This is a genomic window from Candidatus Enterococcus leclercqii (genome assembly GCF_009933135.1).
GTDB lineage: Bacteria > Bacillota > Bacilli > Lactobacillales > Enterococcaceae > Enterococcus_C > Enterococcus_C leclercqii.
Genome location: NZ_MAEH01000016.1, coordinates 1 through 16,365, shown reverse-complemented (window position 1 = coordinate 16,365; position 16,365 = coordinate 1). Strand labels below are relative to the sequence as shown.

Annotated in this window: 10 protein-coding genes, 1 pseudogene and 1 riboswitch; all 11 genes and pseudogenes read left to right on the top strand. The window is 35.9% G+C overall.

Going from position 1 to position 16,365, the window contains the following annotated elements; genetic code table 11:
* Positions 1 to 47 precede the first annotated feature (47 nt).
* Positions 48 to 1,106: a dsDNA nuclease domain-containing protein gene (locus tag BAU14_RS10425; RefSeq protein WP_161900052.1), complete on the top strand. Its 1,059-nt coding sequence runs from the start codon at positions 48 to 50 to the stop codon at positions 1,104 to 1,106.
* On the top strand, positions 1,106 to 2,800 hold the full coding sequence (locus tag BAU14_RS10420; RefSeq protein ID WP_161900051.1) for a hypothetical protein: 1,695 nt from the start codon (positions 1,106 to 1,108) through the stop codon (positions 2,798 to 2,800). The genes BAU14_RS10425 and BAU14_RS10420 overlap by 1 nt, the downstream gene beginning before the upstream one ends.
* Before the next feature lie 51 nt (positions 2,801 to 2,851).
* The gene (locus BAU14_RS10415; protein WP_161900050.1) at positions 2,852 to 3,241 is read left to right on the top strand and encodes a conjugal transfer protein; all 390 of its coding nucleotides are present in this window, start codon (positions 2,852 to 2,854) and stop codon (positions 3,239 to 3,241) included.
* Entirely contained in the window at positions 3,228 to 5,675 is a 2,448-nt protein-coding gene (locus BAU14_RS10410; RefSeq protein ID WP_161900049.1) for an ATP-binding protein, read from the top strand. The genes BAU14_RS10415 and BAU14_RS10410 overlap by 14 nt, the downstream gene beginning before the upstream one ends.
* A gap of 4 nt (positions 5,676 to 5,679) precedes the next feature.
* Positions 5,680 to 7,500, top strand: a pseudogene (locus BAU14_RS10405) (CD3337/EF1877 family mobilome membrane protein); the annotation flags it as partial.
* Positions 7,501 to 7,793: 293 nt separating this feature from the next.
* Positions 7,794 to 8,801 carry a lysozyme family protein gene (locus tag BAU14_RS10400; protein ID WP_161900047.1) on the top strand — a complete coding sequence of 336 codons (1,008 nt, stop codon included), beginning with the start codon at positions 7,794 to 7,796 and terminating at the stop codon, positions 8,799 to 8,801.
* A gap of 15 nt (positions 8,802 to 8,816) precedes the next feature.
* Positions 8,817 to 9,728, top strand: a complete 912-nt coding sequence (locus BAU14_RS10395) for a conjugal transfer protein (protein ID WP_161900046.1) — start codon at positions 8,817 to 8,819, stop codon at positions 9,726 to 9,728.
* A gap of 611 nt (positions 9,729 to 10,339) precedes the next feature.
* Positions 10,340 to 10,509: riboswitch (M-box (ykoK) riboswitch) on the top strand.
* A gap of 137 nt (positions 10,510 to 10,646) precedes the next feature.
* Complete coding sequence (locus BAU14_RS10385; RefSeq protein ID WP_237580453.1) at positions 10,647 to 11,330, top strand: MgtC/SapB family protein; 684 nt, start codon at positions 10,647 to 10,649, stop codon at positions 11,328 to 11,330.
* Between the two features lie 70 nt (positions 11,331 to 11,400).
* On the top strand, positions 11,401 to 11,799 hold the full coding sequence (locus BAU14_RS10380; RefSeq protein ID WP_237580452.1) for a GNAT family N-acetyltransferase: 399 nt from the start codon (positions 11,401 to 11,403) through the stop codon (positions 11,797 to 11,799).
* Between the two features lie 117 nt (positions 11,800 to 11,916).
* Entirely contained in the window at positions 11,917 to 14,655 is a 2,739-nt protein-coding gene (mgtA, locus tag BAU14_RS10375; protein ID WP_237580451.1) for a magnesium-translocating P-type ATPase, read from the top strand.
* A 319-nt stretch (positions 14,656 to 14,974) separates the two neighbouring features.
* Positions 14,975 to 16,093, top strand: coding sequence for an RNA-guided endonuclease InsQ/TnpB family protein (locus BAU14_RS10370; RefSeq protein ID WP_272927992.1), 1,119 nt, complete (start codon positions 14,975 to 14,977; stop codon positions 16,091 to 16,093).
* Positions 16,094 to 16,365 lie beyond the last annotated feature (272 nt).

Below are 16,365 nucleotides of genomic sequence, written 5' to 3'. Positions count from 1 at the left end.
TCTGCAAGATGCTATAATAAGAATAGCATTTTTAGGGAGGTTTAAAAATGGATATTGATGATGCGTATTCGTATTATGAAGCAGATGTTTCTGGAGCCAGGTCAAAAAATCGATTTTCTTATGAAATCTACTGGGGAATTGACAGATTTTTAAGAGAACTAATGAAATCCGATAATTTCACTATGATCTTCGATTATGTCTGTGATGTAGAAATTCATCATCTTGATAGACTTGAGTTTTTTCAGGTGAAGTCAAAAAAAGATGCTGGATCATATACAGTTAGGGCTTTAACAAAAAAAGATCCTTCGAAACAGCATTCCATTATCGGAACTCTATATAAACTGCGACATACTGAAATAGAAAAAAATATGCCTAAGTCTAAACTAGCTATAGTTTCAAATCTTCATTTAGGAGTTTCCGGTAATTTAAGAATACCAAACTCGGAACTGATGCTTGAAGAAATGGAAGAAGAGAATAGAAATGCTTTTTTGTCAGCAATCAGAACGGAATTCCCAAATGAGGAAATTGATTTATCAGAGGTAGTCTTTATAAATAGTGATCTTGGGATTTCTACAGTTAAAGAAACTATGGTTGGTCGAATTGAGTCTTTCTTTGTTCAACTTTACGGTGAAGACCCGGTTAAGCCCGGGGCGTTACTAACTCTTTTAATACAAGAGGCTCAGGAAAAGGCAAACTATGAGTTTCCGGTAAATTCTCGAATAGAGGCAGTGGAGAAAAAAGGTTTTACTTCAGATCGATTTAAACTTATTATGGGTCGTTATGCGGAACAGTCAGTTTCAATAATGGAACAGTGTAAAAAATATATACAGGAAGCTGAAGGAAATCTTGGTAAACGTCTTAAATACATGACGGTATTACCGAATGTAATATCACGTCTTAAAATGGATTTTCATTGGCAAGAGATTGAAGGGAAAATTAGAGATGATATTCTTGAGCAGTCCAATAATCTCGAGTCTGCTCAAATTTTCGAATTAGTTAGACAGTATGTTGTTATTTCGACTGTTACATTCCCTTTAGAATTTTCACTAGAAGAGATAGAATTATTGTGTTTGATAGTCATGATTAAAGTGGAGGAAAGTTTATAATGTCTAAAAAGTTGATAGTAAATAATGTGTATCTATTTTCAACAGCAACTCAGAAAGCTAAAAAGGTATCCTTCACATCTGGTATAAATATTGTTACTTCTGATCAAGAAGACGGAAATAAAAAAGGAAAATCGTTAATTCTGAAAAGTGTCTATTATGCATTAGGTGCAGATGTATATTTTGATGATAACCTGAAAAAGGATACAGTTACTTTCGTAGTTGATTTTATGATTGATTCTATAAGATATACTATCCTGCGTTTGGGACGTTTCTTTAAGTTATTTGATGCAGAATATAACTTAATAGTTGGTACTGATAAAAGAGACGAGCTGGCTGAAGTATTGTATCCATTATTTGGTTTTTCTGTCTATCTTCCGTCAAGAAAAGAGAATGATAACAAATTGATTATTGCTCCACCAGCATTTGCATATATGTTAAGTTTTACCGACCAAGATCATATGGACGGAAGTAAGTTCGGGTCATTCACTGGCTTAGGCCAGTTTATTAACTTCAAAGAACCTTTATTATATACTCATTTTGGATTGTTTAATAAAGACTATTTTGATTTGAAATTAAAAAAGGATAATTTGATTGAGAAGCTTAAATTAAGTGAGCAAGAACTGACAACTATTGCAAATATGCTTAAAAAAATCGAGAAAGAAATTCCTGAAGCAATCCCCGAAGATGTTGAGGCACTGCGTAAAGAATTAGATCGTCAAGAAAGCGAGTATCGTACTGTCTATTCTGACTTACAGAAAACAAAGAATGAACTATCTGACCTAAGGAGTAACTATGTGAAAATTACTAAAACCTTGGAGGATGTAAGAAGTAGAAAAAGGCATGAAGAAAAAGATATTGAACATGTACTTCATGAACACACGTGTCCTTTATGTCGTCAAGATCTTGAGGATACACTTGACGTTAGGATAATCAAAAATATTAATATTGAAGACTTATCTCAGGTAAGTCTGGAGTTACAAAGCTTTATATCTTCATCTAAGAGAAAAATTGAAGAAAAAGAAAGTGTCTATAAAGATCATTTAAAAAGATTAAATCAATATAATAAAATTTTGAAAGGTACTAAGGAAAGTCAAAATGAAATTTTTAAGATTCAGGGCTATTCAGATCTAAAAACTAAACTCGAAGGAGAATGGTCAGACGAAGATTCTAATCATAAAGAATTAGTCGCTGAAGGTAAAATTTTAACGAAAAAGTTAAATGAATATTCGAAGAAAAAGAAAGACGTAAATTCTTTCTACTTTAAGTCTATGAAACAAGATATTGTTAAATTTGGCCTTGAGGAAGTACATGATAAATCTATTGGAAATATCAAAAATAGTGTGAATGCTACAGGGAGTAACCAGCCAATCGTAACAGTTATTTGGTATATGAACTTGCTTAAACTGAAAAATGAATTTTTTCCTGAAGCCATAAAATTCCCACTAGTTATGGATAGTCCTAACCACGCAGAGCTAGACAATAAGAAAAAGGGAACCCTTTTTGAATATATCTTTGAAAATATTCCTATAGACACTCAATGCATTATTTCAACATTGGGATTTAACAGAGAAGACTATGATACAGATTTGAGTTTAAATATAATCATTCTGGAAAACCAGAAGTATCAACTTATGAATACAGATGATTATCAAGACAATAAAGATTATCTTAATACATTAATTGATAAGGAATAATTGTAAGCCACCGAAAAATTATCGGTGGCTTTTTGTATAGGAGGTTAAATAATGAAAAAAATAAAAAGTTATACCAGTATCTGGGCAGTTGAAAAAGTCATTTATGCAATCAATGACTTTCAGCTACCTTTTCCTGTAACCTTTAATCAGATGGCTTGGTTTGTCTTATCCTTGCTGTTTGTCATTGTATTTGCTCATGTGCCTCCGCTATCTATGATAGAGGGGGTATTTTTAAAATACTTGGGTATACCAGTGGCAGTCACTTGGTTTATGTCACAAAAAATGTTTGATGGTAAGAAACCATTAGGATTCTTGCGATCTTTTATCAGCTATCACTTACGATTTAAGGTTACTTTTTCTGGAAAGAAAGTAAAAGAACAGAAAAAACGATGGGATGAACCAATCACCCTAGTGAGGAGTGTGAATTATGTACCCGATTAAATATATTGAAAATAATCTCGTCTTTAATCAAGAAGGCGAGTGCTTTGCTTACTATGAACTTGTTCCGTACAACTATTCTTTTTTATCTCCTGAACAGAAATATCAAGTTCATGATAACTTTCGCCAATTGATTGCACAAAATCGTGAAGGGAAGATTCATGCGTTACAAATTGCGACAGAAAGCAGTATTCGTGCTACGCAGGAACGATCGAAAAAAGAAATTAGTGGTCGCTTGAAAGAAGTCGCTAAACAACGAATCGATTTACAGACGGATGCTTTAGTATCCATGATTGGCGATACTCAAATTGATTATCGCTTTTTTATTGGCTTCAAATTGATTGCGACAGATGAAGAGATCAATCTAAAAAGTCTGAAAAAATCTTTCTTTTCTGGACTTCAAGAGTTTGTCTACGGGGTCAATCATCATTTGATGGGAGATTTTGTTTCTTTATCCAATGAAGAAATTCGTCGGTATACTAAGCTTGAAAAATTGATGGAAAATAAACTAGCTCGTAGATTTAAAGTAAGACGAGTAACACCTAGTGATCTGAGCTATTTGATTGAACATATCTATGGCGAAAAAGGCACGCCTTTTGAGGAATATGAATTTCAGTTGCCAAAGAAAAAAATGAAGTCCGAAACTTTAGTGAAACGCTACGACTTGCTACGTCCGAGTCGCTGTTTGATTGAAGAGAAACCACGTTATCTACGACTAGAACACGAGAATCATGAATCCTATGTAGCTTATCTAACGATTAATACAATTGTCGGTGAGATGGAGTTTCCATCGTCTGAACTCTTTTATTACCAGCAACAACAATTCACTTTTCCAATCGACACGAGTATGAATGTAGAAATCGTGACGAATAAAAAGGCACTAGCGACAGTTCGTAATAAGAAAAAAGAACTGAAAGATTTAGATAATCATGCGTATCAGTCCAACAATGAAACTAATTCCAATGTTCTAGATGCTCTGGACTCCGTGGATGAACTAGAAACAACGTTGGATCAATCCAAAGAATCTATGTACAAATTAAGCTATGTGGTTCGGGTAAGTGCAGAATCATTGGACGAATTAAAGCGCCGGTGTGATGAAGTTTTAGATTTTTACGATGATACCAATGTAAAACTGGTCCGTCCTTTTGGCGATATGATGGGACTACATGAAGAGTTTTTACCTTCAAGTAAGCGATACATGAACGACTATATCCAATATGTTACTTCTGATTTTCTTGCTGGACTTGGTTTTGGGGCAACCCAAATGTTAGGAGAATTGGAGGGGATTTATTTTGGCTACAACGTGGATACCGGACGCAATGTGTATCTTAAACCGGCATTGGCTTCACAAGGAGTCAAAGGTTCCGTCACTAATGCGTTAGCTGCCGCTTTTCTTGGTTCACTTGGTGGAGGCAAGTCCTTTAGTAATAATCTCTTAGTTTATTATGCTGTCTTATTTGGCGGTCAAGCAGTAATTGTTGATCCCAAGGGGGAGCGAGGTGGTTGGAAAGAAACCTTACCAGAAATTGCAGATGAGATTAATATCCTCAACCTAACTAGTAAACCAGAAAATCAAGGGTTACTTGATCCCTATGTGATCATGAAGAAAAAGAAGGATTCTGAAAGTCTAGCAATTGATATTCTGACTTTCCTAACGGGAATTTCTAGCCGGGACGGAGAGAAGTTTCCTGTTTTACGAAAAGCTATTCGAACCGTTACCCAAAGCAATCAATGTGGGTTGTTACAAGTCATTACCGAGCTTCGAAATGATGGGACACCAGTTGCGGAAAATATTGCTGATCATATTGAATCGTTTACCGATTATGATTTTGCGCAGTTACTTTTTTCAGATGGGTCAATTACTCAGTCGATTAGTTTGGATAAACAATTGAATATCATTCAGGTGGCAGATTTGGTTTTACCAGATGCGGAGACTACGTTTGAAGAATACACCACGATGGAATTGCTTAGTGTTTCCATGCTGATTGTCATTTCAACTTTTGCCTTAGATTTTATCCATAGCAATCGTGAAATCTTCAAAATTGTGGATTTGGATGAAGCCTGGAGCTTCCTTCAAGTTGCTCAAGGAAAAACTCTTTCGAATAAACTGGTTCGTGCCGGCCGAGCGATGAATGCCGGCGTCTACTTTGTCACTCAAAATAGTGATGATTTATTAGATGAACGTCTGAAAAACAACATTGGGCTGAAATTTGCCTTTCGAAGCACGGATATTCATGAAATCAAGAAAACTTTGGAATTCTTCGGTTTAGATCAAGAGGATGAAAGTAATCAAAAGCGTCTGCGGGATTTGGAAAATGGGCAATGTTTGATGCAAGACTTGTATGGTCGCGTTGGTGTGGTACAAGTTCATCCAGTCTTTGAAGAACTCTTCCATGCTTTTGATACACGTCCACCTGTTCAAGAAAGAACGGAGTGAGGAGATGAAAAAGAAACTTTTTCGGATTGTGGGAATTGTCCTTGTCAGTCTATTTTCTCTTATCATCCTCCTAAGTTTAGTCGGTAGAGTAGCGGAAGCAACTGGATTAGTTGATGATACCGTTAAAGCTGGCAATCTTTATTCTCAATATTCACTTGATAACTATCAATTGGACTTCTTTGTAGATAGTTCGTGGGACTGGTTGCCTTGGAACTGGGGCGATGGTTTAGGAAAAAGCGTAATGTACGGTCTCTACGCCATTACAAATTTCATTTGGACCGTTAGTTTGTATTTATCGAATGCAACGGGGTATGTGGTACAAGAAGCTTACAAGTTGGATTTTATTTCGGATACGGCAGAAAGTATTGGAAAAAATATTCAAACACTGGCTGGAATAAATGAAAACGGCATGCAGACTTCGGGCTTCTATTTTGGCTTTTTGTTATTAATGATTTTGGCTTTGGGAGTATATGTAGTGTATACAGGATTGCTTAAGCGTGAAAGCACTAAAGCAGTACGGGCAGTGATTAATTTTGTGGTGATTTTTCTGCTGTCCGGTTCCTTTATTGCATATGCACCAACTAATATCACGAAAATCAATGAATTCAGTTCGGATGTTAGTGAAGCAGCTCTTACGTTAGGAACTAAGATTGTCGTCCCTAATTCTGAAAGTCAAGGAAAGGATAGCGTTGATTTGATTCGAGATAGTTTGTTTTCGATTCAAGTTCAACAACCCTGGCTCTTGTTGCAATTTGATGATTCCAATATTGAAGAAATTGGTGAAGACCGGGTCAATAAGATTTTATCTGTGAGTCCGGATGAAAATAAGGGAAAGGATCGAGAAGAAGCGGTAAAAGCTGAAATTGAAGACAACGACAATGTGAATCTAAGTATTACAAAGACCATGAACCGATTAGGGACCGTGGTCTTTTTGGTGTTGTTTAATATTGGTATCTCATTCTTTGTCTTCTTATTGACGGGGATTATGTTGTTCTCCCAAATTCTCTTTATCATTTTCGCTATGTTTCTGCCAATCAGCTTCTTATTATCGATGCTACCAACTTATGAGAGCTTGGGAAAAAAGGCGATTATTCGTTTGTTCAATACGATTATGATGCGAGCAGGGGTCACCTTAGTAATTACGACTGCTTTTAGTATCTCCACGATGTTTTTCAATATCTCAGCTACTTACCCGTTCTTTATGGTTGCGTTTCTTCAAATCGTGACCTTTGCCGGTATCTATTTCAAATTAGGCGACATTATGAGTATGTTCAATCTTCAAAGTAATGATAGTCAGTCAATGGGGAGACTTGTCATGCGGAGACCTCAAATGTTGATGAATCGAAAATTACGACAACTCAATCGAAATGTTGGACGAACTCTAGCTTTTGGTGAGGGTGCTGCAATTGGCGGGAAATTAGCAGCCAATCCTTCAAGAGTGAAAAATGGTTCAAAAACCATTAAATTATCTAGTCGAAAGAACCAGTCCATGCAAGATAGCCAAAAATTAGTCCCTGATATGACGGAACAAAATCCGGTAGTTAGTAATAAGAAACCTTCACGAATGAACTTAGTGGGTAGAAAAGTTGGTGTGGCACTTGATTCAAAAGCCAGAATAAAAGATAAAGCCAAACAAGCAAAAGAACAGTTGTCTGATACACCAATGAACTTGAAATATCTTCTTCATACAGGAATAGAAAAAACAAAAAAAGCACCAGAAGAATTTAAGCGGGGGCTTGTTCGGGAGAAAAAAGAACGAGAGAAACAACGAGACAATCACCGACAACAACGGCAAAAAATAATGGATGAAAAGCGTCAAGTGTTGGGTGCTCAGCGAGATTCTACCTTTAATCGACGAACCAATGTGTCAGCGAAAGAACTTGTCACTACAAAGCAACGTCCTTCAAAGGATCGCCGTCAACTAGAAAAAGATTCGCAGAAAAGCAGGAAACCACAAGTTGAACGTAAAATTCTCCAACAAACTATTCATTCGCCAGTAAATCGAAAATTAACGCGTAGCCAACAATTGAAAAATCAATCCACTTTAGCAAAAGAAAAAAGCCTTCATTATCAAAAGAATCGTTCTAATAGAGCTAAGTTAAGGCAAGGTGATGAAAAATGACAATAAAGAAATTGAGTACAATCACCCTAACTATTCTAATGATTTCTTTTATGGGGATTGTGATGTGTGTCGGTTTATTGTTTGGTGACGATAGTGAAGGAAGTAGTGGCAATGGTTCTTCTGCTGGGTCTAGCAGTGTTTCAGAGGCAGTTTTAAAGCATCGTTCGCTTGTAGAGAAATATGCCAAGGAATCGGACATATTAGACTATGTTCCGATTCTTTTGGCGATTATTCAAATAGAATCAGGCGGCACGATGGAAGATGTGATGCAAAGTTCTGAATCGGCAGGGCTACCTCCAAATTCATTGAGTACAGAAGCATCTATCAAACAAGGGTGTGTTTACTTTGCTTCGTTAGTCGAGCGGGCAAAGGAGCTAGGATGTGATCAAGATAGTATCATTCAGGCCTATAACTATGGTGGCGGGTATTTGGATCATGTGGCAAAAAATGGTAAAAAGCATCGTTTTGCTTTAGCTGAATCTTTTTCAAAAGAAAAGTCAGGAGGACAAAAGGTTCATTATTCCAATCCAATTGCGATTAAGGAAAATGGTGGCTGGCGCTATAACTACGGGAATATGTTTTATTGTTTGTTGGTGAAACAATACCTGACTACGACACAATTTGATGATAAAACGGTTCAGGGAATTTTCGATGAGGCGTTTAAATATGAAGGTACTGCTTATGTATTTGGTGGTTCGAGTCCTGAAACAGGTTTTGATTGTAGTGGATTAACCCAATGGTGTTATGCCAAAGTTGGTCTGAAGCTTCCGCGAGTCGCACAAGATCAGTATGATGCCATGACTCATATTGACCTGAAAGATGCTAAACCAGGAGATTTGATTTTTTTCCACTCCACTTATGATGCGGGTACTTATGTCACTCATGTGGGCATTTACGCAGGAGACAATCGAATGTTCCATGCGGGTGATCCAGTGGGATGGACCAATCTTACAGAAACCTATTGGCAACAGCATATCATTGGCGCTGGACGATATAAACAATAGAAAAGAGGAATCACGATGAAGATAAAAATTGAACGAAGTCAAAAGGAGAAGATTTCTAAACAGAAGAAAGAACGGATAGTATCAGTGGGCAAACATCGAAAAATAGTGACTGCTCTTTGGATTTTACTTTTTTGTAGTGTGTCTTTTGGTATCTACAAGAATTTTACTGCGATTGATCAGCATACGACTCATGAAAAAGTAGTAGTGAGAGAGGAAGTAGTAAATACCTCAGGAGTAGAGAATTTTACGATCGATTTTGCGAAAGAATACTTTTCATGGAAGAATAACAAAGAAGCAATTGAAAAGAGAGTGAGTACACTTAGTCAATATTTAACAGAAGAAGGATTAGGATTGAGCCAAGATATGGTTAGAGCGGACATTCCAACTAGTTCAGAGGTTGAATCTGTGAAAATTTTAAGTGTTGAAAAACAGTCAACAAAATTTGTCATTTCATTTTTAGTGAATCAAAAGATTACAAAAGAGGAAAAGTCACAACCTACTTCTTCTGCTTATCGAGTGACAATCTATAAAGACGAAAAGGGAAATTATATTGTGACTAATTTACCTACTATGATTGGAAAACCAGAGAAGGCAAAATATGAGGCAAAACAATTAGAAAGTGATTCAAAAATTGATGCCGAAACAACGGAAGAAATCACTGAATTTTTAGAGACGTTTTTCAAACTTTATCCGACAGCACCAGAAAAAGAACTTGAGTATTATGTTGAAAATAACGCAATGCCACCAATCAATACCAATTTAAAATTTTCTGAGCTGGCTGGGATTGTTTATCAACAAAAAGGAGATAGTATTCAAGTTTCAGTTGTGGCTAAGTATCTAGATGTCATTTCGAAGTCAACGGATAGCTTCCAATATTGTTTTACTTTACAAAAGTCAGGGAACTGGAAAATTATAAATGTGTATTAAATTGAAAAAAACTAATCTAAATTGACATTTTGAACTTGATAACGTATGAATATAAAAAAATCTTATTTTGGAAATATCATATTATATAGTTCACAAAAGTATCCACTGATGGCAGATTTAGGAGTGAGAAAATAATTTCCTGATATAGTAATGAGGATGATCAAGCTGAGCTAGTCTAAATTTGTTTGTTGGAAAATAGGTTAGTTTTTATCGAGGTCAGAATTTTGGTAGAATATTTACCTCGAACATTTGACATATTAACAATTCGAAACTTGGGTTAAAATTATTAGAATAGATTCTTTATATACGAATTCTATATATTATTGTGAGATGCAATGGCAAAAAGAACCCACAATCCGAAGATATGAATGGTCGAGAAACTGTACCTTAGCAAGTATTGTTCTAGTAGATAGTGAACATACCTTAACGAGGGGTTTAGCCTAGTTACTTGGAAATCCATAGTATTCTTTGGGATCAAATTTCGTTTTTAATTTGAATATCCAAACCGGATTGTTCTATTATTGACTAATTATTATTCAAATTTTTTTTACAAGTCTAAAACTATTTGTTGACAGAGCTAATTCATTTTGTTACTATTTCCATGAAAATAAAATATGATTTGTTAGGTGAGGCTCCTATGCAAACATAGGCTACTGCCCAAAAATGTCGAGAGACGCCAATGGGTAGAACAGGGATTGTCGAATACAAGGCTTTTCTTAAGGTAGCTAAGATGTTTGTCTTTACGTTGTATAGTGCCAAAACTCAACGATTAGATCGACGTCTTATTTTGTCATGTGATTTGATGATTTTAGAACGGTTTTTCGCGGAGTTTTTGTGCGGAAAACCGTTTTTTTATTTAACATATTCATTTTTATTTTTAATAACGTAGAGAGGAAGTGATGCTATGAATTTTTAATTATGTTGTTTATGAGTGTGCTGGCAGGTGGATTGATTGGAATTGAACGTCAGTGGCGAAAAAAACTAGCTGGAGTACGTACGATGGTTTTAGTTTCACTGGGGGCAACAATTTTTGTTTCTTTGTCTTCGACATTTACGACAGATACTAGCCCAACAAGAATAGCAGCACAAGTAGTTAGTGGGATAGGTTTTTTGGCAGGAGGCATCATTTTACGGGATGGTTTTAGCGTTACAGGTTTAAATACTGCTGCGACACTTTGGTGTACAGCGGCAGTAGGAGTAATGATTGGTGCGGGATCGATTAAAGAAGGTTTCTTGGCAGCAATTGTGATCACTTTTGTTAACATTGTGATACGTTTTATTTCTCATCGATTTGATCAAATTGCGGAAGTTTATCGACCTGATACTGTAAATAACGTGCAAAATTCTTTTTTGATCATTACAGGTAAAATTTCATCCGAAGTTTCGCTGAGAACAGAAACTATCGCCCAACTAGATCGGTATTATTTATCATTCTGTCATTTTGTATGTCAAGACCTTGCTGGAGATATGGTTCAATTACAGGTTGAGCTTGAGCCCGCTTCAAATATGGATCTAGCAATGAAGGAAATCATTGCTCATTTATCGAGAAACAAAGAGGTACTTGAAGTTTATCAGCTAACGAAGGAGGAAGAAACATGGTAAAACAGTGTTTACTATAGTTAGATGGGACAGTCAAACTTACAGGGAAGCGATTATCTTACGGAATGAGTTGTTGAAAGCCAGCGCAGGGCAACCCTATATGACAGCCTCACCTATTAGTGAGATAAATGACATTCACTTGGTGGTCAAACGGAATGGCGTGACAGTAGGTACTCTACTAATGCATCCCTGCTCTTCAAACTGCATTCAAATAAAGCAAGTGGCTATTCATCCAGATTATCAAGGAATAAGTCTGGGGAAAAGACTGATTGTGTATGCCGAGCAGGTAGCTAGAAATTTTAACTTTTCCATCATTTTTTTAACTGGAAGAAAACAAGCCTGGGGATTTTATGAAAAAATGGGGTATTGTGATTTAATGGATGCTTATCATGAAAATGGGTTGACATTAAAAGTATTTAAAAAAGAATTAGTATACTTTTCGAAAAAAAAGGAGATGAAAACAAATGGATGACAGTAGTTCGAGGCAGTTGGGTTTGCAGAAAAAGAGTGAACTAAAAACAAATCAATTATTATTGTCTATTTGTTTTTAGTTCCCGGACTCTCCAAACCCTAGCAAGGAGGAAGTTTTATGAAGACGCTAGGAAATATCATTCTATACCTAATGATTGGGATAGGATTGTGGCGAATTTTTTTTGGAGAGAAGGAAAGAAGAGTGGAAATTAAAAATAATGGGAATCACGATGTAAATTATGGTTTAATAGCACGAAAAACAATTGAAAATCTTTTTGATACATTTCAAACATCAAAAAAAGGACTATCTGAGGGACAAGCAATCAGAGCAAGAAATGAATATGGGGATAATAAGATTTCATATGGAAAGAAAACACCATTTTTCATTGAAATGGTAAAAGCCTATATCACTCCCTTTACGTTAGTTCTGATTGGATTGGGGATTACTTCTTTTATTACAGATGTTGTTATTGTAGCACCGGAAGATCGTGATTTTTTTGGGAGTAGTATTATTTTCGCAATGGTTTTGATCAGCGGAACAATGACTTTAATTCAATCTGTGCGATCAAATCAAGCGGCGGAAAAACTAAAATCGCTTGTAAAAGTAACTGCAACCGTAAAACGGAAGAACAAATATGATGAAATTCCTATGGAAGAAATTGTCTGTGGAGATATTGTCAAATTATCAGCTGGGGATATGATTCCGGCTGATATCCGACTCATTGCAACTAAGGACTTGTTTATTTCACAATCCGCACTAACAGGAGAAAGTTACCCAGTAGAAAAAAGATCAGATATCATTGTTACACAACATAATTCAGAAACTAGCTACGAGAATATGGTGTATATGGGAAGCAATGTTATTAGCGGAAGTGCCGAAGGTGTGGTAATTGGAACTGGTAATCGTACTCTATTTGGAAATGTTGCGGGATCATTATCAAGTAAGCCGATTCAAACAAGTTTCGAAACGGGCATTCGAAAAACTTCTTTTCTCTTTATCAAGTTTATGGCTTTGATGGCCCCAACAGTTATAGTCATCAACGGATTTACTAAAGGGGATTGGATGGAAGCTTTTCTATTTGGTTTATCTGTAGCGGTTGGTTTGACGCCTGAAATGTTGCCTATGATTGTTACAACCAATTTGGTCAAAGGGGCAACAGCTATGGCGAAGAAAGGAACGGTTATAAAAAATCTGAATTCGATTCAAAATTTCGGTGCTATTGATGTGTTGTGTACCGACAAAACAGGAACACTGACACAAGATAAGATCATTTTGGAGTATCATTTGGACTTATCTGGCGAGGAAGACGATCGTGTATTACGCCATGCTTATTTAAACAGTTATTATCAAACAGGATTAAAAAACTTGTTGGACGTTGCTATTATTGATGCGGCAAAAGAAGAACTGGATACGAAAGAAATACGTTACAAAAAAGTTGATGAGATTCCTTTTGATTTTGAACGTAGACGTATGAGTGTGGTAGTAGAAGATACTAGTGGAAAAACCCAAATGATCACTAAGGGTGCAATTGAAGAAATGTTGAGCATCTCAAGCTTTGTAGATTTTAGAGGGACCGTTACAGAATTGACTGATGAGGTTAGACAAGAAATATTGAAAAAGGTAAGCGAATTAAATGAAGACGGCTTACGAGTGATTGGTGTTGCACAAAAGACAAATCCTAGCGTTGTAGGAGAGTTTTCAGTAGCAGACGAATCTGAGATGGTTTTAATTGGCTATTTAGCCTTTTTAGACCCTCCAAAAGAAACAACTAAACAAGCCTTAGAGACTTTAAAGACGCATGGAGTTGGTGTGAAAGTGTTGACTGGGGATAATGCCTTGGTAACACAATCAGTTTGTAAACAAGTTGGCTTGGGGACAGAAAAGTTAATCAGTGGCGAGGATATTGCAAATATTTCAGATCAAGAACTCAGCCATTTAGTAGAAAAATACAACGTATTTGTAAAACTAAATCCACACCAAAAACAACAAATTACGCGGATTTTACGCGAAAATGGTCATACTGTAGGATTTCTTGGTGACGGAATCAATGATGCACCAGCTATGAAAGCAGCGGATGTTGGTATCTCAGTGGATACCGCAGTTGACATTGCCAAAGAATCCGCCGACGTTATTTTATTGGAAAAAGACTTGATGATTTTGGAACGAGGGATTATTTCTGGACGAGAAACATTTGGAAACATCATGAAATATATCAAAGCCACAGCAAGTTCAAATTTCGGAAACATGTTTTCAGTTTTAGTTGCCAGTACATTCTTACCATTTTTACCGATGTTGCCTTTGCAAATCCTCTTTTTAAATCTTATCTATGATATCTCCTGTGTATCGATTCCTTGGGATCACATGGATAGAGAATATCTTGATGAACCGAAACGTTGGGAAGCTTCTAGTATTGGGAAATTTATGATTTGGTTAGGACCAACAAGTTCCGTGTTTGATATTACGACCTATTTACTCATGTATTTTGTCATTTGTCCGGCTGTTATTGGCGGAGAATTTCATACTCTGACACCAGCTCAACAAGTCGCGTTTATTGCTGTGTTCCATGCTGGTTGGTTTGTGGAATCCTTATGGTCACAGACTTTAGTACTACATGCATTACGGACGCCGAAGATTCCGTTTATTCAAAGCAGGGGTTCATTTATCATGACAGCTATTACTTCACTAGGTATCGCTGTAGGGACGGTCTTGCCATTTACAAACTTTGGACAAAGTTTAGGGTTAGCAGCTTTGCCGACCGATTATTGGTTATGGTTAGCAGCTACTATTGTGGCGTACTTGGCTTTAGTGACCATCGTGAAACGATTCTATATCCATCGTTATAAAGAGTTATTATAAAATGGATTATCTTACAGTATACAGTCAAGTAGGCAATTTTTCAGGTTACCCGTCATCAAAAAAATAGTGTGTTTCTTTTACGAAGGGAACAACGAAAGAAGTGAGAAGAGTGAGCTTGTTAGTGATTTTTATACTTTTCTTGTTGTATATGTGTGTGTGTCTGTACTGGTCGTTTGTGATTCAAAGCAACAGAAATATAGTGAAGACTCCATTTCATTATTTATTTATAATTAATGATTTTAGTGGAGACTTGTCAATAATATTCTGGTGAAGAGATCATTAATCTCGAGGGAGGGAAAAAAATGATTCGAGGAAAAAGATAAGGCTATGTCCCACGAATGAACAATTAATGAAGCTATGGCAATCCGCGGGAACTGCTCGTTGGGTCTATAATTATACAATAAGTATGCAACGTATGAATTATCGATTTAATGATGGGGGATTCCTTTCCGACCAGTTGATTCGAAAACATATTACAAAAATGAAAAAACGGCCTAAATACTATTGGTTAAGCTTAGTGTCGAATAATATAGCAAAACAAGCTGTTAAAGATGCTTGTGATGCTTACAAAAAGTGGTTTCATACAATAGATGGGTCAAGTAATTTATATGTTGAAATTCCGAAATATAAAACCAAGAAGAAAACAACTCCCTCATTTTATAATGATTCAACACGTATAAAGTTTAAGGATAAGTCTGTATTGTTGGAAAAAATAGGTTGGGTAAAAACGAATGTAAATTTGCCGGTGAATAAGAAAGTATATAATCCTAGAATCTCTTTTGACGGAAAGTATTGGTATTTAGCTGTGGGATTAGAAGTTGATCAAATAACTTATCCAATAAGTGGTACTTTGGGAATTTGCTTGGATGGAACTTATCCAGTTGTGTTGTCTACAGGAGAAAAATTTACTTCAATAAACCAAACTAACACAATGAAAAAACTTGAGAAAAAACTAGCTAGACTAAAACAACAACATCGTCGAAAGATAAGGATGAATGAAGATAAATTATTTGTTGAAAAAAAGAATCTTCACAAGTTAGAGATAAGAATTCAATTGATCTACAGGAAAATTTCAAATATTCGTGAAAACTATTGGCACTATGTTACCACAACCATTCTCAAGAAGCGCCCTGAGAAAATAGTGATTTCTTATTTACCTCTTCATGAATTAATGAAAAAACAAGAACATCAGAAAAGGTTATCAAAGGAGTGCTATTATGAATTAAAAAGGCAACTCCACTACAAATGTGAAGAACTAAATATTGATTTTACCGAAGTGGCCCCAACCTACCCTTGTAGTAAAATATGTTATAGATGTAAAAGTATGAACTTTAATCTTTTAGAATCTGGAGCTGTATACCAGTGTCTAGAATGCAACAATACAATTTTAAAGGATAGAAATACTAGTTTGAATTTAATCGATTATAGTATTAATTAGATAATATAGGACGCGTTGCATCCGAATATACGCCTGTGGAGTGTTATGCTTCTATTCATTTTTTATAATTAATAGTTTAGCCTCAACACGATGAATCAGGAAATAAACAATATTTATATTGACTTTGATAGATATTGGCAACGACTCCTAGAATGCATGTTAGTGGGTCATAATAGTATTCTTTAGGTATTTATATCAATGATTTTTAGCCAATATCTTTTGGAAAGTATATAAAAATCATGTTTCTATGGGGGAAAAAGATGTTTTAGCGA